Raw genomic sequence first — 23,367 nt, forward strand, 5'->3', positions numbered from 1 at the left:
GAGAACAGCTATGAAAATGACTAGAGAGCAGCGCTACAGACGAATTGAGCAAGCGGAGCCTGGAGAGATTGGAAAGCTTGAAGCACAGATATCCGAATGTCCATGGAGACAGAGTTATCACATTCAGCCGATAACAGGTCTGCTTAATGATCCTAACGGCTTTGCATATTATCAAGGCTATTATCATCTGTTCTATCAGTGGTTTCCACTTGGGACAGAACACGGCATGAAATACTGGTATCATACCCGCTCAAAGAATCTGGTGAACTGGGAAAATGTCGGGATTGGAATCGAACCGGGTGGCCGATATGACTCGCACGGAGCTTATTCCGGCAGTGCGATTGAAAAAGACGGCAAGTTGCATCTGATGTACACAGGAAATACGAGGGATGAGGACTGGGTCAGACATCCGTATCAATGCTTGGCAGTCATGGATGAAAGCGGTTCAGTAACCAAACTTAATGATCCCGTGATCTCGTCTGTGCCAGCCGGATATACGGAACACTTCAGAGATCCCAAGGTGTGGCAACAAGGAGGCACGTATTATTGTATTATTGGTGCGCAGAGAACAGACGAGACGGGATGTACAGTGCTGTATCGCTCAATTGATCTGAAAAACTGGGAGTTCCTAGGTGAAATTCGTACACAATTAACTTCCTTCGGTTATATGTGGGAGTGCCCGGATTATATGGAGATGGACGGGAAAGGTGTACTTGTCTTTTCCCCACAAGGGTTAGATGCTGCAGGAGATCATTATCAGAATATTTTTCAGTCCGGTTATCTGATCGGTGAGTCGCTTAATCTCCAGACGAGAGAGTTCACACATGGTGAATTTCAGGAGTTGGATCGTGGATTCGATTTCTATGCTCCGCAGACCATGCAAGGTCCGGACGGAAGACGTATTCTGGTTGGTTGGATGGGACTCCCCGATCTGGCGTATCCGACAGACGATAGCGGTTGGGCTCATTGCTTGACCATTCCCCGGCAGTTGTCACTCCGAGACGGGAAGTTAATTCAACAACCGGTTGCAGAGATGGAGCAATTGCGCAAGCAAGAGGAAGGCACACATATTCGCGCAACAATGGATAATGAAAGTCGTTCATTCGCTGGTTTCAAGGGAATTGCCTATGAGCTGATTTGCGAGATAAGTAATGTAGGTGCAGAGATTGTAGGCATTGAGTTCCGAGCAAGTGAAACGGAAAAAACGGTTCTTCTGTATGATCGGATTCAGCAGAAAGTTATTCTGGATCGGACGATGTCTGGTGCCGAGCTGTCAGAACAAAATGGCGCGATACGGCGGTGCACACTTACTGCGGATGTGATTAAGTTCCGTCTGTTCGTGGATTCATCTTCAGTCGAGATCTTTGTGAACGATGGGGTAGAGGTCTTTACCAGCCGGATTTTCCCAAGACGGGACAGCGTGGATATTCGTTTGTTTGCACGCGGAGGCAAAGCTGATTTTGAAGCAACACAATGGCTTTATTAAGGATTACGTGAGAGGAATGAGATAACATGTCGGAGAATCAACGCATTGCCCAGGAAGTCATTCATGCCATCGGGGGCAAAGAGAATATCGCATCTTTTGCACATTGTGCAACTCGTCTTCGCATCATGGTGAAAGATAAAGAGAAGATTGATCAGAAAACGGTCGAGAACATCGCGAAGGTGAAAGGCGCTTTTTTCAACTCGGGTCAATATCAGATTATCTTCGGTACAGGAACGGTGAATCGAATCTTTGAAGAGGTCGAGAAGCTGGGAATCGAAGGATCGTCCAAGGATGATGTGAAGAGTCAGGGGAAAAAGGAAGGCAACGCATTTCAACGGGCTATCCGCACGTTTGGTGACGTATTTGTTCCCATCATTCCCGTACTGGTAGCTACAGGTTTGTTCATGGGATTGCGCGGATTACTTACCCAGAATGAGATTTTGGCGTTGTTCGGTGCAACACCTGATGATATCTCGGCCAATTTCCTGTTGTTCACTCAGATCCTGACGGATACGGCATTTGCATTCCTGCCTGCACTTGTAGCGTGGTCCGCCTTCCGCGTATTCGGCGGAAGTCCGGTACTTGGTATCGTATTAGGGTTAATGCTGGTCAATCCGGCACTCCCCAATGCTTATGCGGTGGCAGATGGATCAGCAGAGCCGCTGCATATGTTCGGCTTCATACCTGTCGTGGGTTATCAGGGATCTGTTCTGCCTGCATTCTTCGTTGGTTTGATTGGAGCCAAGTTCGAGAAGGTTCTGAGAAGACGAGTGCCTGAGGCGCTTGATTTAATTCTGACGCCTTTTATTACGTTAACTGTCATGATTACGCTTGGACTTTTCGCGATTGGTCCCGTATTCCATTCCCTGGAAGAGTGGGTGCTGCATGGAACAACTGCCGTATTGGATCTTCCGTTTGGCATCGCAGGTATCATCATTGGATTCTTCCATCAGATTATTGTCGTTACCGGTGTACATCACATCTTTAATTTCCTGGAGATTCAGCTATTGGAGAAAACGGGATTCAATCCGTTCAATGCGATCATCACCTGTGCGATGGCAGCACAAGGAGCGGCTTGTCTCGCAGTCGGTCTGAAGACCAAGAATACGAAGCTCAAAGCACTGGCATTACCTTCGTCCTTGTCCGCATTTCTGGGCATTACCGAGCCAGCCATCTTTGGTGTTAACTTGCGTTATATGAAACCATTTATTATGGGATTGGTTGGTGGTGGTGTAGGTGGTTTTATCGCTTCCTTGTTCCATCTGCAAGGTACAGGCATGGCTGTAACGGTTATTCCGGGAACATTGCTCTATCTGAACAGCCAACTGCCATTGTACATCTTGTCCAACGTGGTTGCCATGGCGATTGCATTTTCACTTACCTGGTTCTTCGGGTACAAAGATCAACCAGTTGCAGAGGAATCGGTGAGCCACGTCAATAGTGGAATGTCATCAACTGAAGTTAATAATATGGATTCTGATCTACAAGTCAATTCAACTAGTAATGTCATTACAAGCAATCGTCCTAAGGTAGAAATGCTCGAAATCGCTGCGCCGATGAACGGAACCATCGTTGCTCTGGAGCAGGTTCCTGACCCGGCGTTCTCGGAAAAACACATGGGTGAGGGTATCGCCATTGAGCCATCAGAAGGCAAAGTGTATGCACCATTTGATGGTGTCATTGCGCATGTGATGAACAAGAGTAAACATGCGGTGATCTTGGAGCATGAAACAGGTGTACAGATGCTGGTTCATATCGGAATTAATACGGTTGGACTGAAAGGTAACGGCTTTACCGCACATGTGAATAGCGGAGATCGTGTAACTGCAGGCCAATTGTTGATTGAATTTGACATGGATGTCATTCAGGCAGCTGGTTTGCCGTTGATTACACCCGTGTTGATCCCAAGTGGAAACGAAGCGATAGCAACGGTTACAGCAACGTCATCAGGCCATGTTCATGCCAATAGGGAAGCAGTATTAATCGTTAAATTTACTGAGCCACAATAGTGGCATGTAATAAGGGAAATGGTAGAGATGTATCTCTTCCGTTTCCCTTTTTTTGTGTACAGCCGATTGAAATCGAAGAAACAGATCATCTGTAATCTAATTAAACAAAGAGTTCTAGCACACAAGGTAGCACCAGTTTACAATGATCCAATCTACGCCCTATGAATAAACAAACGTTAATCGAGGGACTACAGACCAGCGTGCCGTTTCAGCCGCTCTGCAATCTGCATCAGATCTTCCGCAGATATTCCTGGCGCAAATTCTTCCGGCAGATCAGGCAGCTCAGGTACCGGCCCTCCATAACCCGGCAAGCCGGCAAAAGCCTCCAGTTTGCCACCATCCGTTGGATGCACGCCTTTCCAGATCTGGGCAATGCCCTGATAATCCTTGTCACTGAACGTGTACAGCCTGCGATGTTCTCCCATTGCTTCCCATTTCCGTGTTGTTTCAAAAGCTTTGTTATCCAGCCTTGGAATAGGGAACATTTTCGTTACATCCACACCCGTTGCAATTTCCAGTGCCTTGGCATACGCAAGAACGTGAACACCGCCACGTACAAGCAGATAACCTGTCATTTCTCGGGCTGTCTTGTTGTCCGTCATTTCGTAGACTCTCATTTTGTGGGTTCTGGCGCCGCATTCAAGAAAGAAATTATGCAGCAGATCGAAGATCAGATTGCCACTGCTCACGACATACGAACCATTCCAGGGTCTTCCCATGGAGTCATAAGGAAGCGCTGTCTGGGCCGATTCAATAAAATGTGAAGTCATCCGTGCATCTTTGCCTACCCGCAAAGGAGTGGAGTCCGGGTCGCCTGGTGAAGTCGAACCTTCAAGCATCAGGTTAATCGTATTGGCGACAAGTTCGACATGGCCGAATTCCTCAGCGGTAATACTTGCAACAATGTCGTAAAAAGGACGCAGCTTGGATCTGCCTCTGAAATTGAATGACTGAAACATATAGTTATTCAATGTTGACATTTCCCCGAACTTTCCACCGAGCAGCTCTTGAACTGCACTGGCTCCATTAGGATCCGGATTATTCGACATGGGTAGTTCGATGGCAAGACGGTCTACACGTTTAAACATGATATTTCCCCCTCAATCCTAGTTAGTGTAAAGGTATGAAGGGGCACTTGTACGTTATTCGATCAATTGTGAAACAAAAACAAAAACGTTCTGCCAGAGCTTTAAGCTCTGAGCAGAACGTTAGATAAGTTCTTATTTGGAAGTTACGCCAACAACGCTGGTTCCATTTTTCGTGATTTTGTACGTCAGCACATCTCCGTTCCAGAAATGGAACTTAAGCGTGACTTCGCCATCATTGGTTTCATTGAAAAAGTTAGGTTTCAGCTCAATCACATTACGTTCGTAATCTGGGCTAAATGTGTAGGAGAATTCTTTGAACGAAGTCCAGTTCTGTGGACCGGCGTTTTCTCCGTTTGCATATGTTGCTTCCATCGTTGCCAGTTGGTTCCCGTTAAACGTAGTCGGAATGGCAAATGCACTGGTTGTACCTGTTGCATCGTTTAACTTAGGCGTGTCATATTTAATGATGTTGAAGTTCCAGTCAGCACCTTCGTTGAACCCTGCTGTAAGTGTGGCATTTACGCCTAAATCACCAGAGGCTGTCAATTTGGTTAACAGATTGGATTTCAACGTAATTACATCTTTTTTGATCGTATAGTCTTTACCTCTGACAAGAGGGGTAGTGCCATTCTTCAAAGAATTGAATTTGTTGCCGTTCAGATTAAGTTTTACTTTTTTATCTTGAATGGTTTCATTTTGTTTAAGATATACGAGGTCCGTTTCAGCTGTGGATGAGCGACCCGTCCAGCTTGCTTTCATCGTATCAAATAGTTCCTGATCAGACCAAGTAAAGTTTGTGCGCCCGAAGTGCTGTCCGTTGTCCCACAACATCGTTGTCATCTGTTTCTGACGCAGATATTGTCCAACGAATTCGAAGAATTTCAGCTTTTCCCCTTGTTCAATGACACCTGTGTGCTGGTCAAAACCAAGCAAACCATACTCACCAACGATAACCGGAATGCCTTTGGCTGTGAAAGCATTGTATACCCGATCAAATGTATCGGTAATGTCTTTCTGTACTTCCTCGTTATACTTGGTGTAACCTGCAATATTCACACTGAAGGGCCAGAACCCATAGTAGTGAACGGTTGCAATAATATTGCTGTCATTCAATTTTTGAATGGTCTTATTCAAGGCATCCAGGTCCGGTTGAGCAGAAGAGGTATGCATCGTCGGAAGAACAAGTGGACGTGTCTCGTTATTCCCACCCGAAGTTCTTACAATCTTGTGAAAAGAAGTATTCAACTCTTCCAGCATGCGATATCCAATAGCCGCATCTGTTGTACCGCCCTCAGAGAAGCGAGGTTCATTAACACTTTCGAACATGAGCTTGTCGGAAGCGTCTTTGAACTTGTCGGCAATCTGAGTCCAAGCAGCGTTGTAACGTGCAAGCACGTTGTCATGGTCTTTCTCCATGTAACTGATCCAGCGCCAGGAATCATGGTGAAGATTGATCATGACATAGAGATCCGCATCGAGGGCCCAGTTTACCACTTCTTGAACCCGATTCATGTAAGCGGAATCAATTGTGTAGTCGGGTGCGCCACCGATGTGGGCTTCCCAGGTCACAGGAATACGGATACTGTTGTAGCCTTCATCTGCGATCGATTGAATCAGTTCCTTTGTAATGCGCGGATTGCCCCAGGCTGTCTCATCCTCACCAACGGCATCGAGAGAGTTACCCAGATTCCAGCCAGGCTCCATGGCGTTCACATAGGCCTGCATTTTGCTTGGTGCGGCTGAGGTACTGGCCTGTTCACTGTTGTCTGTTGCAGCGGAAGCCATAGCGGAGGAGAACAGGGACAGAATCATGGCCGTTACAAGTGTAAGAGAGAGGACCGGTTTACGGTTTTTTTTCATCAACGTAATCTCCTTATCAGATAGAATAATTAAACTTGAATAGAAGTTAAGCAATAGTGAGAATGGAGCTCAACTCGAATCAAATCATGACTTGTTCAATACTGGGATCACCACCGAATTATGTATTGAAAGCGTTTTCGGAATTTAATATATCATGATTACATATAGGGGGATACCCGCACAATTGAAATAAAACTCATGTGATAATTAGTGATTTGGGTTATCTGTTGTTGTGAAGATCATGCTTCTATTTGGAATGAAGATGATATAATTGCATTCAAACAATAATTAGATTCAACTACCCTTGGAGGGATGTAATATGAAGCTGGACGCACATCAACATTTCTGGGAATACAATGTCGCCGAGTACGGATGGATTGGAGAAGAGATGAAAGCCATTCGTCAATCTTTTCTTCCGAAAGATCTTGAACCTTTATTGGTCCAAACAGGACTGGATGGATGTATTGCGGTACAAGCCAGACAATCACTGACAGAAACCGAGTGGCTTCTGCAGCTGGCAGATCGATACGAGTTTATCAAAGGTGTTGTCGGATGGGTGGATCTTTGTTCAGAGAATGTTCGAAACCAGCTTGAACTGCTCGTGTCCAACCCGTATCTAAAGGGGGTGCGTCATGTCATACAGGATGAACCTGATCTTCAGTATGTATTGAGAGAAGATTTTCAGCGGGGGATCTCATTGCTCAAAGAATATGATTTGGCCTATGATCTATTGGTATCCAAGGAGCAGCTGCCTTATGCCGTTGAACTGGTTAAGGCGTTTCCTGAACAGCGATTTGTACTTGATCATCTAGCCAAACCCGACATAAAATCAGGGATACTCTCACCATGGCAAGAAGCACTGGAGTCATTGGCCGCACAACCAAATGCGTACTGCAAACTTTCAGGGATGGTGACAGAAGCAGACTGGGCAAATTGGACTTCAAAGGACTTTACACCCTATCTGGATATCGCCATAGAAGCCTTTGGTGCGGAACGATTAATGTTCGGGTCCGACTGGCCCGTAAGCAACGTTTCAGCTGCGTATGCTGATGTATACGGTATCATTACGGCTCACATTCATTCCTTATCTGTGTCAGATCAACAGATGATTTTTGGCGGCACCTGTGCTGAGTTCTATCGAATATCGTAAGGGTAGTTCTTAGGTAAACCAGTTTCAAGATGTTGACAACGGTTCTGATTCTTGCTAAAGTTTTATCCAATCCGCATAATCGTGATCTGGGAATGTTACCGATATGGGCATAACCTGAGCTGGCTTGTTTACACAATTTCGTGTATCCAGGCTGGTTTGGGTTTTTTGTATTTCTAACGATTTGAGCGGGTATCTGAACTACATATTTGGAAGGAGAATGATGATGACGAATTTTAAATTTCCTAAAGACTTTTTGTGGGGTGGAGCCATTGCTGCGAATCAGGCGGAGGGCGCGTATTTGGAAGATGGCAAAGGGCTGAGTATCGTCGACTTGCTGCCAATAGGAGAGAACCGCAGAAGCATTATGAAAGGTCATGTTCCGGCTTTTACGCCGCTCGCTACCGAGTTCTATCCTTCACATGAAGCGATCGATTTCTATCACCGTTACCCTGAAGATATCGCTCTGTTTGCCGAAATGGGATTCAAGGTACTGCGTGTCTCCATTGCCTGGGCACGGATTTTCCCGACAGGAGAAGATGCACAGCCGAATGAAGCCGGATTGCAATTTTACGATAACCTGTTTGATGAATTGTTGAAAAACGGCATTGAACCTGTGGTTACATTAGCTCACTTCGATGTGCCTGTACATCTGATCGAGAAGTACGGCAGCTGGAGAAGTCGTGAGCTGGTAACGCTATTCGAGACGTACGCTACAACGGTATTCACACGGTACAAAGACAAGGTGAAATACTGGATGACATTCAATGAGATTAACATGCTGCTACATCTTCCGTTCCTTGGGGCGGGGCTGGCATTCAATGAAGGGGATAACATCAAGGAAATTCAATATCAGGCTGCTCACCATCAACTGGTTGCAAGTGCATTGGCAGTCAAGGCATGTCATGAGATTATTCCCGGTGCCATGATCGGGTGCATGCTCGCCGCAGGAAGCTTCTATCCGTATACTTGTAATCCGGAAGATGTGTTCCAGGGCATGGAAAAAGACAGGGAGTCCTATTTCTTCATCGATGTGCAGTCACGTGGGGAATATCCGGGTTACGCCAAACGTTTCTTCAAAGATCACGGGTTGAACATTGTTATGCAGCCGGGTGATGCGGAAATCTTGAAGAATCATACCGTAGATTATATCGGGTTCAGCTATTATTCAAGTCGTACAACCAGCACCGATCCGGAAGTTATCAAAAATATGACCAGTGGTAATGTATTTGGCTCGGTAGCCAATCCATATCTGGCGAAGTCTGAATGGGGTTGGACGATTGATCCCAAAGGATTCCGTATTACCGCCAATCAACTACATGATCGTTATCAGAAGCCTCTGTTTGTTGTTGAAAATGGATTTGGTGCCAATGACGTGGTTACACCAGAAGGTGAAGTGGATGATGCATACCGGATTGACTACTTGAAACGACATGTAGCTGAAATGGGTGAGGCCATTCAGGATGGGGTGAACATCATTGGTTACACTAGCTGGGGACCTATTGATATTGTAAGTGCATCCTCAGGTGAGATGAGAAAACGTTATGGCTACATTTACGTGGATCGTGATAATGAAGGTCAAGGTGAGCTGACACGCTTGAAGAAGAAGAGTTTTGAATGGTACAAAAATGTGATCGAATCCAACGGAACAAACCTGGGTGAGGCTTAGTTTATATTTTTCTGAATTAAAATGGCCTTGTACAGCAATAAAACATCGGAAGTTTCATCTATATCAATTGAACTAAACATTTACACAAAACGGAGAGGACAGAAAAAAGCTGGAGAAGCGAAACGTTCGCCTACAAGCTTTCTGCAAGAAAGCTACATCGGAAGCATACGCTTTCACCGGATTTTCCCTTTTAAAAAGGGAATCGAAAAATCTGGGGATAACAGCGATCGGAAGGTTATTCTGTCATCGGAGTAGCTAGTGTAAATATTCTCTAGTTCAATTTGTATAACCATGGGACTTCCGATTGTCTTCACATTGAAAGCGTTGACATATAGTCAGGTTCGCGCTATACTTGACGCAATTATATCGTTTCTGGGATTGTTACTACACGACGTAGGCAAAACCTAAGCACCAAAAAAGCAGACCACCATGTCTTGTTTATTTTGTGATGCTTCAGGTTTTTTTTGTATGCCCAAAAGACGATGTATAACTGCCAAGAGAGTGGAACGTGACGGGGGGATTGAAGTGAACATAGCTAAGGTTATCAACAATAACGTCATTAGCATCTATCAGGCGGATGGAGCAGAGCTTGTGGTGATGGGACGTGGGATTGCCTTTAAGAAAAAGCCGGGGGATAAAGTAGACGAAACCCGCATCCAGAAAGTATTTGCATTGAAAAACAAACAAACATCCGATAATTTCAAAATGCTGCTGCGTGAAGTTCCGATGGAACTGATTGAAATTGTGGAAGAGATCATCACGTATGCGCGTGAGAATCTGGGCCGAAAGCTGAATGAGAACATCTATGTATCTCTTACGGATCATATTAACTTCGCCATCGAACGTTATCGGGAAGGCGTGGAGATCAAGAACGCATTAATGTGGGAGATCAAGCAATTATACAAGCCTGAATTTGAACTGGGCCTGAGGACGCTGGAACAGATCAACACTCGAATGAATATTGAACTTCCACCAGACGAAGCCGCTTTTATTGCCCTTCATATTGTTAACGCAGAGATGAACGAAGAAGTCATTACAACGATGAACATTACGAAGTTTATCCAGCAAATTATTAATATAGCGAAATATCATTTCAAAATGGAATTTGATGAGGACTCTCTCAGTTATTTTCGCTTCATTACCCATTTGAAGTTCTTCTCTCAGCGAGTACTCAATGGTACGCATTACGATAACAACTATGATCATTTCTATGACATGATCAAGGAGAAACATCCGGATGCCGCAGCGTGTACGGAGAAAATTGAGATGTTTGTCAAAAAAGAGTACAACCATGAGCTGACCAATGAAGAAAAATTGTATCTGACGGTTCATATCGAACGAGTGGTTAATCGATAATATTTAAATGTTGACAAATATGGTTTAATTATAATAATATGTGATTAACAGGAATTGAATACGATTTAACTGGGATTGTTACTGGTTATGCAGGCAAAACCTAAGTCATGAGAAGGTCCGGATCATTGTGTCCCCCTTGCTCAAGGCTTAGGTTTTTTGCGTGCAAAAAAATCGGTAAAGAGCCTGTTTGAGAAAAAGTGGGGGTGCAGATCATGAGTCAAGAGAAACTGGCCAAAGAGATTGTCGAACTGGTCGGCGGTGAGAAAAATGTGGAATCGCTGGTTCATTGTGCAACACGGTTACGGTTCGTATTGAAGGATGATGCCAAGGCAGACAAGGCCAAGCTGGAGAAAACAGAAGGCATCATCGCAGTCAAAGAAAATGGAGGACAGTTCCAGGTTGTTGTTGGCAACAAGGTGCCTGAAGTCTACAGTGCCATTGGACAGATCAGTAACATTCTGGACGATTCGTCAGATAAAGAAAAACCTCGCAAAGCAGCCAAAGGCCTTGGAGGTATTATCGATATCATATCCAGCATCTTTGCACCACTTCTGGGTGTAATGGCGGGAGCCGGTATTCTAAAAGGGTTATTGTTGATTGCAAGCAATATCGGATGGCTGGAAACGACAGAAACAACATATACAATTCTGTATGCAGCAGCAGATAGTCTCTTCTATTTCCTGCCTCTGTTGTTAGCGGTTACAACAGCACGTAAATTCCAGGGGAATATGTTTGTAGCGATGACGATTGCAGGAGCACTGATCTATCCGTCCATCGTCACGTTGAAATCAGAGGGAACACCAACGGATTTCTTCGGTATCCCTGTCATTTTGATGAACTATTCGTCTACAGTTATCCCTATCATTTTAGCTGTCATTGTTATGAGCAAGTTGGAGAAATTCTTTAATAAAACACTTCACGATAGTGTGAAAAACTTTGTTACGCCATTGTTTTTGCTAGTGATTATGGTACCACTGACACTGTTGGTATTTGGACCATTTGGCGTATACGTTGGTAATGGAATTGCAGCTGGACTGGTTGCCGCATTTGGATTCAGTCCATTGCTCGCAGGAGCCGTTATGGGTGCAAGCTGGCAGCTGCTCGTTATCTTCGGAATACACTGGGGTCTGATTCCAGTATTTATCAACAACGTTGCAGTGTATGGACAGGATGGTGTTAAACCAGCTGCGACAGCTTCAATCTTTGCCCAAACGGGTGCTGCTTTTGGGGTTATGCTGAAAACCAAGAACAAAAAACTGAAAACGCTGGCTGGATCATCAACGTTGACTGCATTGTTCGGTATTACGGAACCGGCCATCTATGGGGTAACACTACCACTGAAACGTCCATTCATTGCAGGGGTAATCGGTGGTGCAGTTGGTGGAGCTATCATTGGTCAAGCGGGTACATTAGCATTTGCATCCGGTGCACCGGGACTACTGACCTTGCCAATCTTCTACGGACCAGGTGGACAAGGCTTCCCAGGATTGATTCTGGGTATCGTAGTATCCTTTGTTGTTTCGGCTGTACTCACGTACATCATGGGCTTTAAAGATCCGGTTGAAGAAGAAACAAAAACTGAACCTGCTGCATCCGCCGAGCAACCTGTTCGTGCAACGAATGCTTCGGACGAAGTTGTATTTAGCCCAATCCAAGGAACAATTGTGGAATTGTCGGAAGTTCCAGACCCGGCGTTTGCATCAGGAGCGATGGGTAAAGGGATTGCGATTGAACCAGCAGTAGGCAGAGTCGTAGCGCCTTTTGACGGTACAGTCACCGTTGCATTCAAGAAAAAACATGCCTTGGCTGTAGTATCAGACACTGGTGCTGAAATATTGGTTCACGTGGGAGTTGATACCGTTAAATTGGATGGGCAGCATTTTGTCTCTCATATCAAGGAAGGGGACAGAGTTCAAGCGGGAGATCTGTTGCTTGAGTTCGATATAGCACAGATTAAGGCTGCTGGTTATCACACGGTCACGCCGATTATAGTAACGAATTCCGCCAACTACGAAGAAGTGATTCCACAGGCTACAGGTCAGGTTAGTAGCCAAGAGCTTCTATTAAAATTAAGTAGCGGTAATGGTCAGGAACAAAAGTAGATTGATGTACTAATCTGATGGTATAGTGTTTTCATGGTTTCGTTGACATGGTGGATTTGGAAAATTATAATTGGAGTTGTACATCTATACATGATAATGAAAGGTGGATTATTGAACATGACACATGCGATGAGACTGCGTTTCCTTCCTTTGAATCGGTAATTGAATACGTTCAAAGGCTCTGACCATTGGTTCAGAGTAAATGGGATCAGTCTGTCATTTTCAATCATCCTGACCTTAAAATAAGTGTTATACTCGCTTACCCGTTTACGTTGAATCACAGGCCGTGGCCTGTGATTCTTTGTTTTTTCTTCTGAGTATCTTAATAAGGTAAATAATCAGGTATAGGCGCTCAATACAGATTACTGGAGGTAACTGCTATGATGACGTTACTGTTCTATTGATACGAGCTGGCACGATCAGCTCGTATCGATAGAAGCGTGCTTCGCTATCGATACGAAATAAATCTTATTTCGGAGGTAGCGAATATGGAAAAGATATGTTTTGAATTAGAACAGGTTGAGATGACCTATATGGATAAAGTAATACTGAACATTGAGCGACTGGCCGTGCATCAACTGGATCGTATCGGTGTAGTAGGTGGGAATGGCCAGGGTAAAAGTACGTTATTGAAACTCATTGCGGGACAGATCCAGCCCACAGTTGGAAAGGTAAAACGTTACGCAGAGTTCGGGTATTTGGAACAAGTTGAAGCACCTCAGTCTAATGGGAATCTGGAAGTTGACGGGGCTTTACTCAGTAAATTAGCCATACCTCAACACGATCAACCATGGAGTGGGGGAGAACAGACCCGTCTAAAACTGGCTCAAATGTTCACTCATTATCATGAAGTACTGTTACTGGATGAACCAACAACACACCTGGATCAAGAGGGCATTACATTTTTGCTGGATGAATTGCGATATTACTATGGGGCAATTGTGCTGATCAGTCATGATCGTGCGCTTCTGGATGAACTGGTGACCACAATCTGGGAAATCCATCAAGGTGAGGTTCGCGTATATTCCGGCAACTATAGTGATTATCAGGCTCAGAAGAGGCTGGAGCGTGAACAGCAAAACCAGGCCCATGAACAGTTCTCGAAGGAGAAAAGACGATTGGAGCTGGCCGCCCGGGAGAAGATGAAGAAAGCCGAGAAAATAACACAGGCCGGAAGCATGTCCAAAAAAGAATCCAAGGCAAAAGCAAACCGTATGTTTGAGACAAAATCCAAAGGCACCAGCCAAAAAGCGGTGTACCGCGCAGCCAAAGCGATTGAACAGCGGATGCAACAGCTTCATGAGGTAAAACCAGTGCAGGAGGAACGCCCTATCCTCTTCCGTCAACCGAAGATATTGGAGCTGCACAATCGATTTCCAATTATGGCAGATCGCCTTACGCTTGAGGTGGATGGAAACATATTGTTGGAGAATGTAAGTTTTCAAATTCCATTAAAACAAAAGATAGCAATAACCGGAGCCAATGGCAGTGGAAAAAGCACATTGCTTAACCATGTTTTTCATGGTGGAGATTACATCACAATGTCTCCAAAAGCGAAGCTTGGTTATTTTCAGCAAATGAGCTATCGTTTCACGACAAAAGAGACCGTATTACAATTCCTGAAAAATCGTTCGGAATATGAGGAATCAGAACTTAGAAGTGCGTTGCACGCAATGCAGTTCAAAGGGAATGACTTACTGAAGAATGTTGGGGCATTAAGTGGAGGGGAAGCGATTCGTCTTCAATTATGTCACTTGTTTCTTGGACAATATAACATTCTATTGTTAGATGAGCCGACGAATTTTCTTGATATGTATGCATTGGAGGCGTTGGAGCGTTTTATTAAGGCGTATGAAGGAACGATTCTGTATGTATCTCATGATCAGAGGTTTATCGAAAATACAGCGGATCAACAATTTCAGATTACGGAGCGTCAATTAATTCAGGTGAATATATAAAATGTTTATTTCAATTTATATAGATAATAAATCTATAGAGGAAGAGAAGTTACGAAAACCGCCAAAGTGATTTTGGCGGTTTTGCTGTTTTTCAAAGATAGGCAAATCGGACACCTTATGTAGATTCATTAAGAATCGATTTTTACAACCGTTGAATGCATGTTACCTGTGAGACGTTGAGGTGGGAATACCATGCGCACAGGTGCAATGATGATCGTGGCAAATACAGCTTTAATCACATCACCAATAATGTAAGGATAGAATCCTTGAATCATGGCCTCGGGCAAGGACATTTTGTATGCATAAGCCAGCCAGGGAACGCCTGAGACATAATTCAATAGTGAACCAAATAATTCAATGATGATAAACGCAAAAATAAAACCCTTAAATCCTTGGATCCTCACTTTGGAGAGGAACAAACCGATCAGGAGTGCGGACAAGGGCCAGATTACAACATATCCCCCGGTCGGACCTAATAGAACAGCAAGACCGCCTGTTCCATGTAGAAGTGGAAAGCCCAACGCTGTTAGCACAACGACGAGAGCAATACTTAAGAAACCATAGAGTGGGCCAAGTAACCCACCGGCCAGCATGACAGCCAAAGTTTGTAATGTGATCGGTACAGGGGAGAAGCCAATGGGAATGCTTATGTAACCAAAAAGTACTAATATTGCGGCCATAAGAGCGCTGAATACAATGCCTCGCAAAGATAATTTCATGTTTGAACAATCCTCTCTATTTTGGTAATATGATTGTTAACCAAGTTATTAAATGTGGTTAACGATTAGGATCGTACCACATAACAACAGAAAGGGAAAGGACTAATTTACGATGCAAGGCAACCTGCCAATAATTACATTAGAAGATGTTCGAGTGCATTATGCTTCCGAAGGTGGTCAGGTAAGGAAAGCACTGGATGGGGTCTCATTTACGCTGCACCAAGGAGAATGGATTAGTATTGTAGGGGCGAATGGCAGTGGAAAAAGTACGCTCGCTGGACTACTGATTGGATTCATTCCACTATCGGGAGGGGTACGGGATATCTCGGATGAACTTACCGTTCGGGGTGTATTGCAGCAACCTGATGCACAGGTACTGGGTGATACCATTGAAGAGGAGTTTCATTTTGCGTTGTCGCCATTAATGAATGCTGTAGAAGAGCAATCGGAGCGCAGTCAAGATGCATTACATACCGTAGGACTTCAATTTCCCCCGGAGAAGGCCATTTCACAATTATCCGGTGGACAGAAACAACTGCTTAATATTGCTGTAGCGCTTGCCGCGAAACCCGATGTATTGATTCTGGACGAGCCAACAGCCATGCTTGATCCCGAAGCAAGAGACCGTATCGAGGCCATCGTTCAGAAGATTACCCAGCGGGGGACAACGGTGATCTGGATTACGCATCATCTGGAGGAAGCAACCCTGTGTGATCGAATCATTGCTATGGAGAGGGGACGTTGTTTGTACGACGGGGAGCCTGGGTCCTTTTTCTATGAAACAGAGTTGAACGAGAAGGCTACTAAGGAAAATGAGCAGCTGTCCCCCTGTAAGCGGTTAGGGTTGGACCCACCTTTCACTGTAAGAACTGCGTTATTGCTCAAGCAAAAAGGTATGATGCTAGAAGCTATGCCACTGCGACCTGAGCAACTGGCTAAGGAGGTCGCACGTTGGAGATCGAGCTAACCAATATACGTATTGAAGCATCGGAATCGAGCAAACGTGCTCTGCTTGAAGATGTGACAGTGCAATTGAACAGTGGGGAAATCACGTTGTTGCTGGGCTGTACGGGTTCAGGAAAAACGACTTTGCTACAGACGTTGGCTGGTCTGAGACCTCCCGATGCAGGCAGTATCACATTGGATGGCACACCTTTCTGGAAAGAAGGAAAAGTGCCGCAGTCGACTTTATTGCAAATGGGACTATTGTTTCAATTTCCGGAACAACAACTGTTTGCCCGGAGCATTCAGCGTGAATTCACATATTCATTGCGTCCATATCGATATTCAGAGAAACAACAACAAGAGCAGATCACAAAAGCATTGGACCAATGGGACCCACCAGTATCCTCGAACTTGGAACGACGTTTTCATCTGGACAGGTCGCCATTTGCTCTGAGTGGGGGAGAGAAGCGCAGACTAGGTCTTGCTCTCGGAATGGTGACCAACCCACACTGGCTTCTGCTGGATGAGCCGAGCGCTGGTTTGGAAGCGCAAAGTGTCGTGCTTTTGCTGGATGCATTGGATCAACATCGTCAGGCAGGTGGTGGGGGCGTGGTAGCAACCCATGATCTGGATACATTCTTGCCTTGTGCTGATCGGGTATTGTTATTGCAGGAAGGTCGACTAATCGCCGATCTTACTCCGAGAGAACTTCACGATAGGCCTGAACTGCTGGAGCAGACAGGGATCGGACTGCCACCTTCGATGCGACTAGCACAGCAGATGAGGGCTGCGGGTCTTGAGCTGTCTTCTATCGCGATGACGCCAGAAGAGATGGCTGAAAGTATTGTTCAGTCTACGTTCGTTGAGGTGGGCGTTCAGAACGAAGCGAAAGTGGCATCCGGACCAGCGATTTACCTGGCAGAGAGAGAGACAATGGAGAACATGGAAATGCACGATCCGAAGCTTCTTCCGAACACATGGACTCCTTCAGGCGGATTATATGGTGTTATGGACCCGCGTCTGAAATGGATTTTGTATATTTTGCTGGTCACCGCAGCGATGCTTCAACAGCGCTGGCTGGGATTGTCGTTAACACTGGTGCCGGTGGTAGCAGCACTTGCCGTGCTCCCGCGTCAGACTTTGGCTGGATGTATGAAGTTAATGAAGCCATTATTATTCTTTTTCATCATCTCAACGGCGTTATCTGGGACAACTCTTTCAACTGAAGGAGGAGGTCTGCACTTTGGCTTTTCCCTGGTGCAGGCGGAGGGAACTTTGCTGAATGTGTATCGTTTGTTTATTGTCACATTGGCAAGCCTTTGGTTTTCACTGACGACGCCTTATGGGCGAATGGTAGAAGGGCTGAACTGGGTACTCGGTATCGGTAAAAAGTTCAGACTGCCTGTCGCTTCGTTTGCTCTGGCTGTATCGTTAATCTTTCGGTTTATCCCGATGATCTGGAGTGAGTGGCAACGGTTCTCACTGATTGTGCGGGCACGTGGAAAGGTAGCTTTAAGACCAAATACCGTGCGGATTCGTGACCTGGGTCCGATGGTGATTCCCTTGTTAATGGCGCTGTTTCAACGTGCAGAGGATATGACTATTGCGATGGAAATGCGTAAAGTTAGAGAACATTCTTTGCTTGGAGCACGGTCTTCGTTATTGGTATGGTCCAAGCGCGATACTTGGATTAGTATGGTTGGCCTCACTGGTTTTGTACTATTAGTATGGATTCGCCAATGATGATGCATAATTTCGTGAGCGCTCGCTCACAATAAATGTGCGTGGATCATCTGGAAATGGATCAGGAGGGACGAACGATGAAAGATAAGTTTTTGCGTGAGGAACGGCAAGAATATACCGATGTGTCTACGGTGGAGTCGCAGCGAAACGATATCACACTCGAAGAATTCCCTGAGGGTCCTTACGGTTCATCTCTGTTATCCGAGTCTCTCGGGAAAAGTTCCCCATGGCGGGTGGATCAGAGGTCAGCACATCGTTTTGATTATGAAAATCATGAGCTTCATGAAGGAGAAATACGGGATTATCCGGGTCAGGATGTTTTTGACGAAACGGTACCGGATAACGTGTCCAAGCCTCAATACCCGGAAGAATCGTAATGAGATATGGATATAAAATAGAACGTAACCTCCGACAGGTTTGGTCCTGATCGGGGGTTATTTTCGTTGTGTCTAATGAAAACAAATCTCCTCCAATTCCACATTATGGGTTATTATAATTGTAGTTCGGAGTAAAATTTTGTTGAATAGGCGGAGGATTCGGAATGAGAGAGATCGAGTGCGCAGTAGAGTTGCCGCCAACCCATGTTGAAGCGAAGAGTTTCACGGAAAACTTCTCTGATTTTTCTTTAGCCAAAGGACGGATCATGTTTACAATTGTAAATATGGATGGTGAAAATGTCGGAGGAGTGAATCTGAACAGCATTGATGAGAGAAACGGTACCTTTAGCATTGGCATTCAGATTGACAGGGATCATCGAGGAAAAGGATACGGAACCAGAGCCGTTCGGATCTTGCTGAACTATGCCTTCTTCGAGCGCAGGCTCAATAAATTTAATGATTATGTACTCCAAGGAAATGAACCTTCCGCAGCCATGATGAGAAAACTAGGATGTGTTCAGGAAGGTGTGCGCCGCCAGGTGATCTATACGGATGGAAAATACCAGGATCTGATTCTCTTTGGATTAACAAAAGACGAGTTTATGGCAAAAGAGGGGCTTGTTTGACTCCAACATAAATAAGATCACTAGGTGCTTGAAGTTTGCCAATGTTCATTGGATAAATGGTAATGTACATTACGATAAAGGTGAGAGTATATTCTAATGATATCAAAATCTGAGGTGATCGTGTGGATAAAGCGATACCCGATCCGACATGGAAAAGGTTAGGTTTTGGTGAACAGCCTGATTTTCATACTTCTGGTCTGGGTGTGGGAATTGTAATTATCGATTCAATTAAACCACATTATCTCGTAGATCACTTAAAAACACGAATTAAATGTGTTACCGTACATGAAAATATGACTGTCACTATGCGAGACGTAACTTCTATCAACAGGGAGGAAGGGAATTGGAAAGGTGAGCATGGCCTTATGAGTGTACTAGCTTTGGCCCATGAACCGTTTCAATTCGAGGGGCAGATTCATGTCGGGATTGCACCAGCAGCAACATTTATCGTTTTAGATCACGGGGCATTTACAACTGGAGAAGGAGAACGTCTGAAAAAAGGAATGGAATGGATTCTTGAACATGGGGTCGAATGGAATATAAAAATTATTTTAAGTACTGGTTGGCAGGCATTAGATAATGAAGTTCATCTTAAAAATACGAGTGAAAATTCAACGGTTAAAGCATTGTCGACAGCTGTGCAGCAGGGCATTTTGGTTATTTGTTCGAATGGGAATACACGTTTAAATAATATCATGCCTCCAATACAGTATTTAGCAGTAGGGGGTTATGTAGATCGAGGAAAGGCCGATCGTTCATTACACGCTCCTTTCCCTGATGAACCTTATGGCATAAATGGAGATGGTCACTATAGACCAGATATATTAGCGCCCAGACTAGACCTTACGATCCCCTTTTGTGAAATTGAAGAATCTACTCGGCGTGTATCTTTTTATGGGGGCACATCTGGAGCGGCTGCGCTTGTTGCTGGTGTTGCGGCTCATCTATTCTCCCGATTTCCGAGTTTAAGTTCTGAGATGCTAAGATACTTATTAGTCGAGCATGGAGAACCACTGGAGGGTGATGATAACCTAGCTCCTCGAATTAACGTTGAGAATACAATTCGTTATATGAACAAGGCAGATAAGCCAAGGTACATAACAAAAACTTTACCCATGGTAAGTATAAAAAATCAAAATCTCTATAACAAAATTCATTCAATGGATGATATCGAAAGAGCGCTCTCTTTAACAGTTTTAGTGGAGAGGGGAGGATTATCACGTGAAGAGTTGTGGAGCTTCACGAAGGATTCATCCGCTATTGTTCGTAAAATTGCAGTATCGACCCTCGGCCAACCGATCAACGAACGAGAGCGAAAGTTGTATTGGATGTATTTAATGAATGAAACAGAAGGAGGAGTGCGTGGATGGTATATGCATGGATTATTGCAAAATGCTCCAAAGGAGGAAATACATGATTGGATAAAATGGTCAACAGATATTAACTGGTCGGTTCGATGGTGTGTTAGCGAATATTTGGCTCAATATCCAGAGTGTTTTCCCCAACTTGAAAAAACCCAAGACCCTGACGCGATACATATCAAGGCATTGCCTTTACGGCAATGGTACACGGCTCTATAATAATGTAATGTAAATTAATATGTGGAGGCGACCTTATGAACCAACCCATTCAAATTGATGAATTAATCATTGATTGCAAGGATATTTATTTGCGCGAGTATCGACTTGAGGACTTAGAGAAACTGCAAGAAATTACGTGGCAACCTGAGGTGTATGAATTGTTACCGGGATGGAACGCTACAATGGAAGAGAGAACCCTGTGGCTCACCGAATATGAAATTCCTGAGAATCAGCGTTTTAAACAAGCAGTGATGGCGGGAGGCAATATCGGAGAGTTATATTTACGTATGGCTATCGTACTTAAAGAAAATGACGAGTTCATAGGGTGGTGCTGCTCAGGGACCAAGGACGAACTGCCAGCACCCAATCGGGAGATTATGTACGGTATTTCGAAACACTTCAGGAATCGTGGCTATACAACGCAGGCAGTAAAAGGGATGACACGGTATTTGTTTGAACATACAAACGTTGAAATATTAAATGCCATCGCTTTGATTACCAATCAAGCATCCAATAAGGTGATACAGAAATGTAATTTTGAACGGTTAAATTTGATCGAGATCGAGAATGAACCTTATCACCATTATCAACTGTGTAAGCATGAAGGTCATTTTTAATAGAACATAGTCCCATGTAGAATCGTTATAACATTAACATTTTGGATCAGGCTAGACAGTTATTGCTGGCTGCCTGATCTTTTTCTTTCATTTAATTTATAGGACAAGGCTTATTTTAAAAATTTTCTCCGCGATAATAGCGCTCCAGTTTGTTATCCAAATGAACAAGCTGCGCTTTTTTCTCCTCGATATCATTCAGCAACTTTTGCTTTTGATCCTCAATTAGCCTGGTTCTTTCTTTCAACGTGGAGGTTCCTTCATTGACCTGATCATAATACGTTTTGATGTCTTCCACACTCATCCCGGTTTCGCGAAGGCATTTGATAAAAACCAGCCAGTTCAGGTCATCCTCCGAATAAAGACGGTTATTCTGTTCATTTCGTACAGCAGGTTTCAGCAGTCCTTTTCTCTCATAAAAGCGGATCGCTCCGATTGAGATTTCAACTTTTTTCGCTACTTCTCCAATGGTTAACATGTTAATCCCCTTTTATAAAAAAAGATTTGACCTACACTAAGTGTAGCATAGTAACTTATACATTGTTAAATATAAATCAAATTATGGAAAGAAGGATTATCATGAAAAAGACTGCTTTTGTAACCGGAGCAAATAAAGGAATTGGATATGAAATTGTAAAGCAGTTGGGTGAAGCTGGTTGGAAAGTTATCCTTGGCGCACGTAGTGTCGAACGGGGGGAAGCAGCTGTTTCGGAGTTAACTTCCAGGGGATTGGATGTAGAATTTGTGCAGATCGACATGATCGACATGAAGAGTATCGAACTGGCAGCTGATACGATCTATAAGAAGTATCCCTCAATAAACCTTCTGATCAATAATGCAGGTATGCCTGGTGCATTCTCTCATTCCTTCACGGATACGAAAGAGGAAGACCTGCGGAACGCCTTCGAAGTGAACTTTTTCGGCACGTTCCGTTTGAATCAGCGCTTGTTCCCGTTAATCAAAGATAATGAGGGCACAATCATTAATGTTTCGACCGACATGGCATCTCTGGACCATATGCAAAATGCGGAATTCACTTTAAATGCCTTCGACTATAACTCATCCAAAACGGCCAACAGTGCCATGACTCTTTCCATGGCCTATGAAGTCAGAAACAGCAGAGCTCAAGTCTTTGCAGTCACGCCCGGATTCACATCAACAGATCTTAACGGCAATGCCGAAGGCGGTAAATCCAAAGAAGCCGGCGCTGCGATTATCGTGCGTTATGCGACAGATGGTAAACGCCATAATGGGGAGTTCCTTGATGAGAATGGCGTATACCCTTGGTAATCCATAAGATGACGGGTATGAGGGGCTAAAAAGTCTTGAGCTTCATTCTGACTGATTTTGTCACTTGAATAGCAAGGAATATGAGAATATAACGTCGAATAAGAAAAATGTGTTTGTTAGTTCTAATTTATTAGTTGTATATGAAACAAACATAAACATAAACATAAACGTAGACGAACATCTTTCTTGTACCAGGTTAAGAGAGCATGTACTGAAAAATCATATTTCTAACAAGTGTATCAATCGGAGGTATATATTTAATGGGGGTTTCATTAGATAAAGCATGTTTAACAGATGCAGTGACTATTCATGAGATGAAAGTTAAATCATTTATGCCTTTGTTGGAAAAATATCAGGATTTTGAAACAAGCCCTGCTAATGAAACCGTAGAAAGAGTTATTACTCAAATCAATCAATCTTTTACAGATTATTTCATAATTCGTCAGCTTGAAATTGCTGTTGGTGGAATAAGAGTCGTGAAAAAAGAAAATCAAATCTACAGTGTTAGCCCAATTTTTATACTGCCAGAACATCAAGGAAAAGGAATTGCTCAAAAAGTCTTTACAATAGTTGAGCAGATATATGAGGATGCAAAATCATGGAAACTGGGTACCATCTTGCAAGAGAAGGGAAACTGTTATTTGTATGAAAAGATAGGCTATAAAAAAACGGGTGCAACAAAAGCAATTAACGACAAAATGACAATGGTATTTTATGAAAAGCATTTATAAGCTTCAAAGCCTTAAATCTCAGATTCGTTAGCCTGAAAGACTGAATGCCTCAAATCAATTGGACTAC

At 44.0% G+C, this 23,367-nt stretch carries 19 protein-coding genes; 15 read left to right on the plus strand and 4 right to left on the minus strand.

Annotated elements, in window-relative coordinates:
* The first annotated feature begins 10 nt into the window (after positions 1-10).
* Both ABTV53_RS12605 and ABTV53_RS12610 read left to right on the plus strand, forming a co-directional pair.
* Positions 11-1,486, plus strand: coding sequence for a glycoside hydrolase family 32 protein (locus ABTV53_RS12605; RefSeq protein ID WP_433753322.1), 1,476 nt, complete (start codon positions 11-13; stop codon positions 1,484-1,486).
* A gap of 26 nt (positions 1,487-1,512) precedes the next feature.
* A complete protein-coding gene (locus ABTV53_RS12610) occupies positions 1,513-3,495 on the plus strand; it encodes a sucrose-specific PTS transporter subunit IIBC (protein WP_433753324.1) in 1,983 nt (660 codons plus the stop codon).
* A 188-nt stretch (positions 3,496-3,683) separates the two neighbouring features.
* Here the strand turns inward: ABTV53_RS12610 and ABTV53_RS12615 are convergent, their stop codons facing one another.
* On the minus strand, positions 3,684-4,583 hold the full coding sequence (locus tag ABTV53_RS12615; protein WP_433753326.1) for a manganese catalase family protein: 900 nt from the start codon (positions 4,581-4,583) through the stop codon (positions 3,684-3,686).
* A 132-nt stretch (positions 4,584-4,715) separates the two neighbouring features.
* Positions 4,716-6,446 carry a cellulase family glycosylhydrolase gene (locus ABTV53_RS12620; RefSeq protein ID WP_433753328.1) on the minus strand — a complete coding sequence of 577 codons (1,731 nt, stop codon included), beginning with the start codon at positions 6,444-6,446 and terminating at the stop codon, positions 4,716-4,718.
* Positions 6,447-6,762: 316 nt separating this feature from the next.
* Here ABTV53_RS12620 and ABTV53_RS12625 point away from each other — a divergent pair, with 316 nt between their 5' ends.
* From ABTV53_RS12625 to ABTV53_RS12645, 5 genes are all read left to right on the plus strand, one after another.
* Entirely contained in the window at positions 6,763-7,593 is an 831-nt protein-coding gene (locus tag ABTV53_RS12625; protein ID WP_433753330.1) for an amidohydrolase family protein, read from the plus strand.
* Between the two features lie 223 nt (positions 7,594-7,816).
* Positions 7,817-9,259, plus strand: coding sequence for a 6-phospho-beta-glucosidase (locus ABTV53_RS12630; protein WP_433754174.1), 1,443 nt, complete (start codon positions 7,817-7,819; stop codon positions 9,257-9,259).
* Between the two features lie 525 nt (positions 9,260-9,784).
* Positions 9,785-10,615: a BglG family transcription antiterminator LicT gene (licT, locus tag ABTV53_RS12635; protein ID WP_433753332.1), complete on the plus strand. Its 831-nt coding sequence runs from the start codon at positions 9,785-9,787 to the stop codon at positions 10,613-10,615.
* 212 nt (positions 10,616-10,827) lie between these two features.
* Positions 10,828-12,717 (plus strand): beta-glucoside-specific PTS transporter subunit IIABC, encoded by a 1,890-nt coding sequence (locus tag ABTV53_RS12640; protein ID WP_433753334.1) that lies wholly within the window; start codon positions 10,828-10,830, stop codon positions 12,715-12,717.
* 488 nt (positions 12,718-13,205) lie between these two features.
* Complete coding sequence (locus ABTV53_RS12645) at positions 13,206-14,675, plus strand: Msr family ABC-F type ribosomal protection protein (RefSeq protein WP_433753336.1); 1,470 nt, start codon at positions 13,206-13,208, stop codon at positions 14,673-14,675.
* Between the two features lie 128 nt (positions 14,676-14,803).
* Here ABTV53_RS12645 and ABTV53_RS12650 read toward each other — a convergent pair whose 3' ends face one another.
* Positions 14,804-15,394, minus strand: a complete 591-nt coding sequence (locus tag ABTV53_RS12650) for a biotin transporter BioY (RefSeq protein WP_433753338.1) — start codon at positions 15,392-15,394, stop codon at positions 14,804-14,806.
* Positions 15,395-15,506: 112 nt separating this feature from the next.
* Here ABTV53_RS12650 and ABTV53_RS12655 point away from each other — a divergent pair, with 112 nt between their 5' ends.
* From ABTV53_RS12655 to ABTV53_RS12680, 6 genes are all read left to right on the plus strand, one after another.
* Positions 15,507-16,361, plus strand: coding sequence for an ATP-binding cassette domain-containing protein (locus tag ABTV53_RS12655; RefSeq protein ID WP_433753340.1), 855 nt, complete (start codon positions 15,507-15,509; stop codon positions 16,359-16,361).
* Complete coding sequence (locus ABTV53_RS12660; protein ID WP_433753342.1) at positions 16,346-18,082, plus strand: ATP-binding cassette domain-containing protein; 1,737 nt, start codon at positions 16,346-16,348, stop codon at positions 18,080-18,082. The genes ABTV53_RS12655 and ABTV53_RS12660 overlap by 16 nt, the downstream gene beginning before the upstream one ends.
* A gap of 77 nt (positions 18,083-18,159) precedes the next feature.
* The gene (locus tag ABTV53_RS12665) at positions 18,160-18,459 is read left to right on the plus strand and encodes a hypothetical protein (RefSeq protein WP_278295395.1); all 300 of its coding nucleotides are present in this window, start codon (positions 18,160-18,162) and stop codon (positions 18,457-18,459) included.
* Positions 18,460-18,623: 164 nt separating this feature from the next.
* Positions 18,624-19,085, plus strand: a complete 462-nt coding sequence (locus ABTV53_RS12670) for a GNAT family N-acetyltransferase (RefSeq protein WP_433753344.1) — start codon at positions 18,624-18,626, stop codon at positions 19,083-19,085.
* Positions 19,086-19,207: 122 nt separating this feature from the next.
* Positions 19,208-20,665, plus strand: a complete 1,458-nt coding sequence (locus ABTV53_RS12675) for a S8 family serine peptidase (RefSeq protein WP_433753346.1) — start codon at positions 19,208-19,210, stop codon at positions 20,663-20,665.
* 35 nt (positions 20,666-20,700) lie between these two features.
* Positions 20,701-21,282 carry a GNAT family N-acetyltransferase gene (locus tag ABTV53_RS12680; RefSeq protein WP_433753348.1) on the plus strand — a complete coding sequence of 194 codons (582 nt, stop codon included), beginning with the start codon at positions 20,701-20,703 and terminating at the stop codon, positions 21,280-21,282.
* Positions 21,283-21,397: 115 nt separating this feature from the next.
* Here ABTV53_RS12680 and ABTV53_RS12685 read toward each other — a convergent pair whose 3' ends face one another.
* A complete protein-coding gene (locus ABTV53_RS12685; protein ID WP_433753350.1) occupies positions 21,398-21,757 on the minus strand; it encodes a MerR family transcriptional regulator in 360 nt (119 codons plus the stop codon).
* 101 nt (positions 21,758-21,858) lie between these two features.
* Here ABTV53_RS12685 and ABTV53_RS12690 point away from each other — a divergent pair, with 101 nt between their 5' ends.
* Complete coding sequence (locus ABTV53_RS12690; RefSeq protein WP_433753352.1) at positions 21,859-22,569, plus strand: SDR family NAD(P)-dependent oxidoreductase; 711 nt, start codon at positions 21,859-21,861, stop codon at positions 22,567-22,569.
* A 260-nt stretch (positions 22,570-22,829) separates the two neighbouring features.
* Positions 22,830-23,300 carry a GNAT family N-acetyltransferase gene (locus ABTV53_RS12695; RefSeq protein WP_433753354.1) on the plus strand — a complete coding sequence of 157 codons (471 nt, stop codon included), beginning with the start codon at positions 22,830-22,832 and terminating at the stop codon, positions 23,298-23,300.
* The last annotated feature ends 67 nt before the right edge of the window (positions 23,301-23,367 follow it).

Origin of the sequence: Paenibacillus amylolyticus, assembly GCF_050990605.1 — a bacterium.
GTDB classification, from domain to species: domain Bacteria; phylum Bacillota; class Bacilli; order Paenibacillales; family Paenibacillaceae; genus Paenibacillus; species Paenibacillus amylolyticus_H.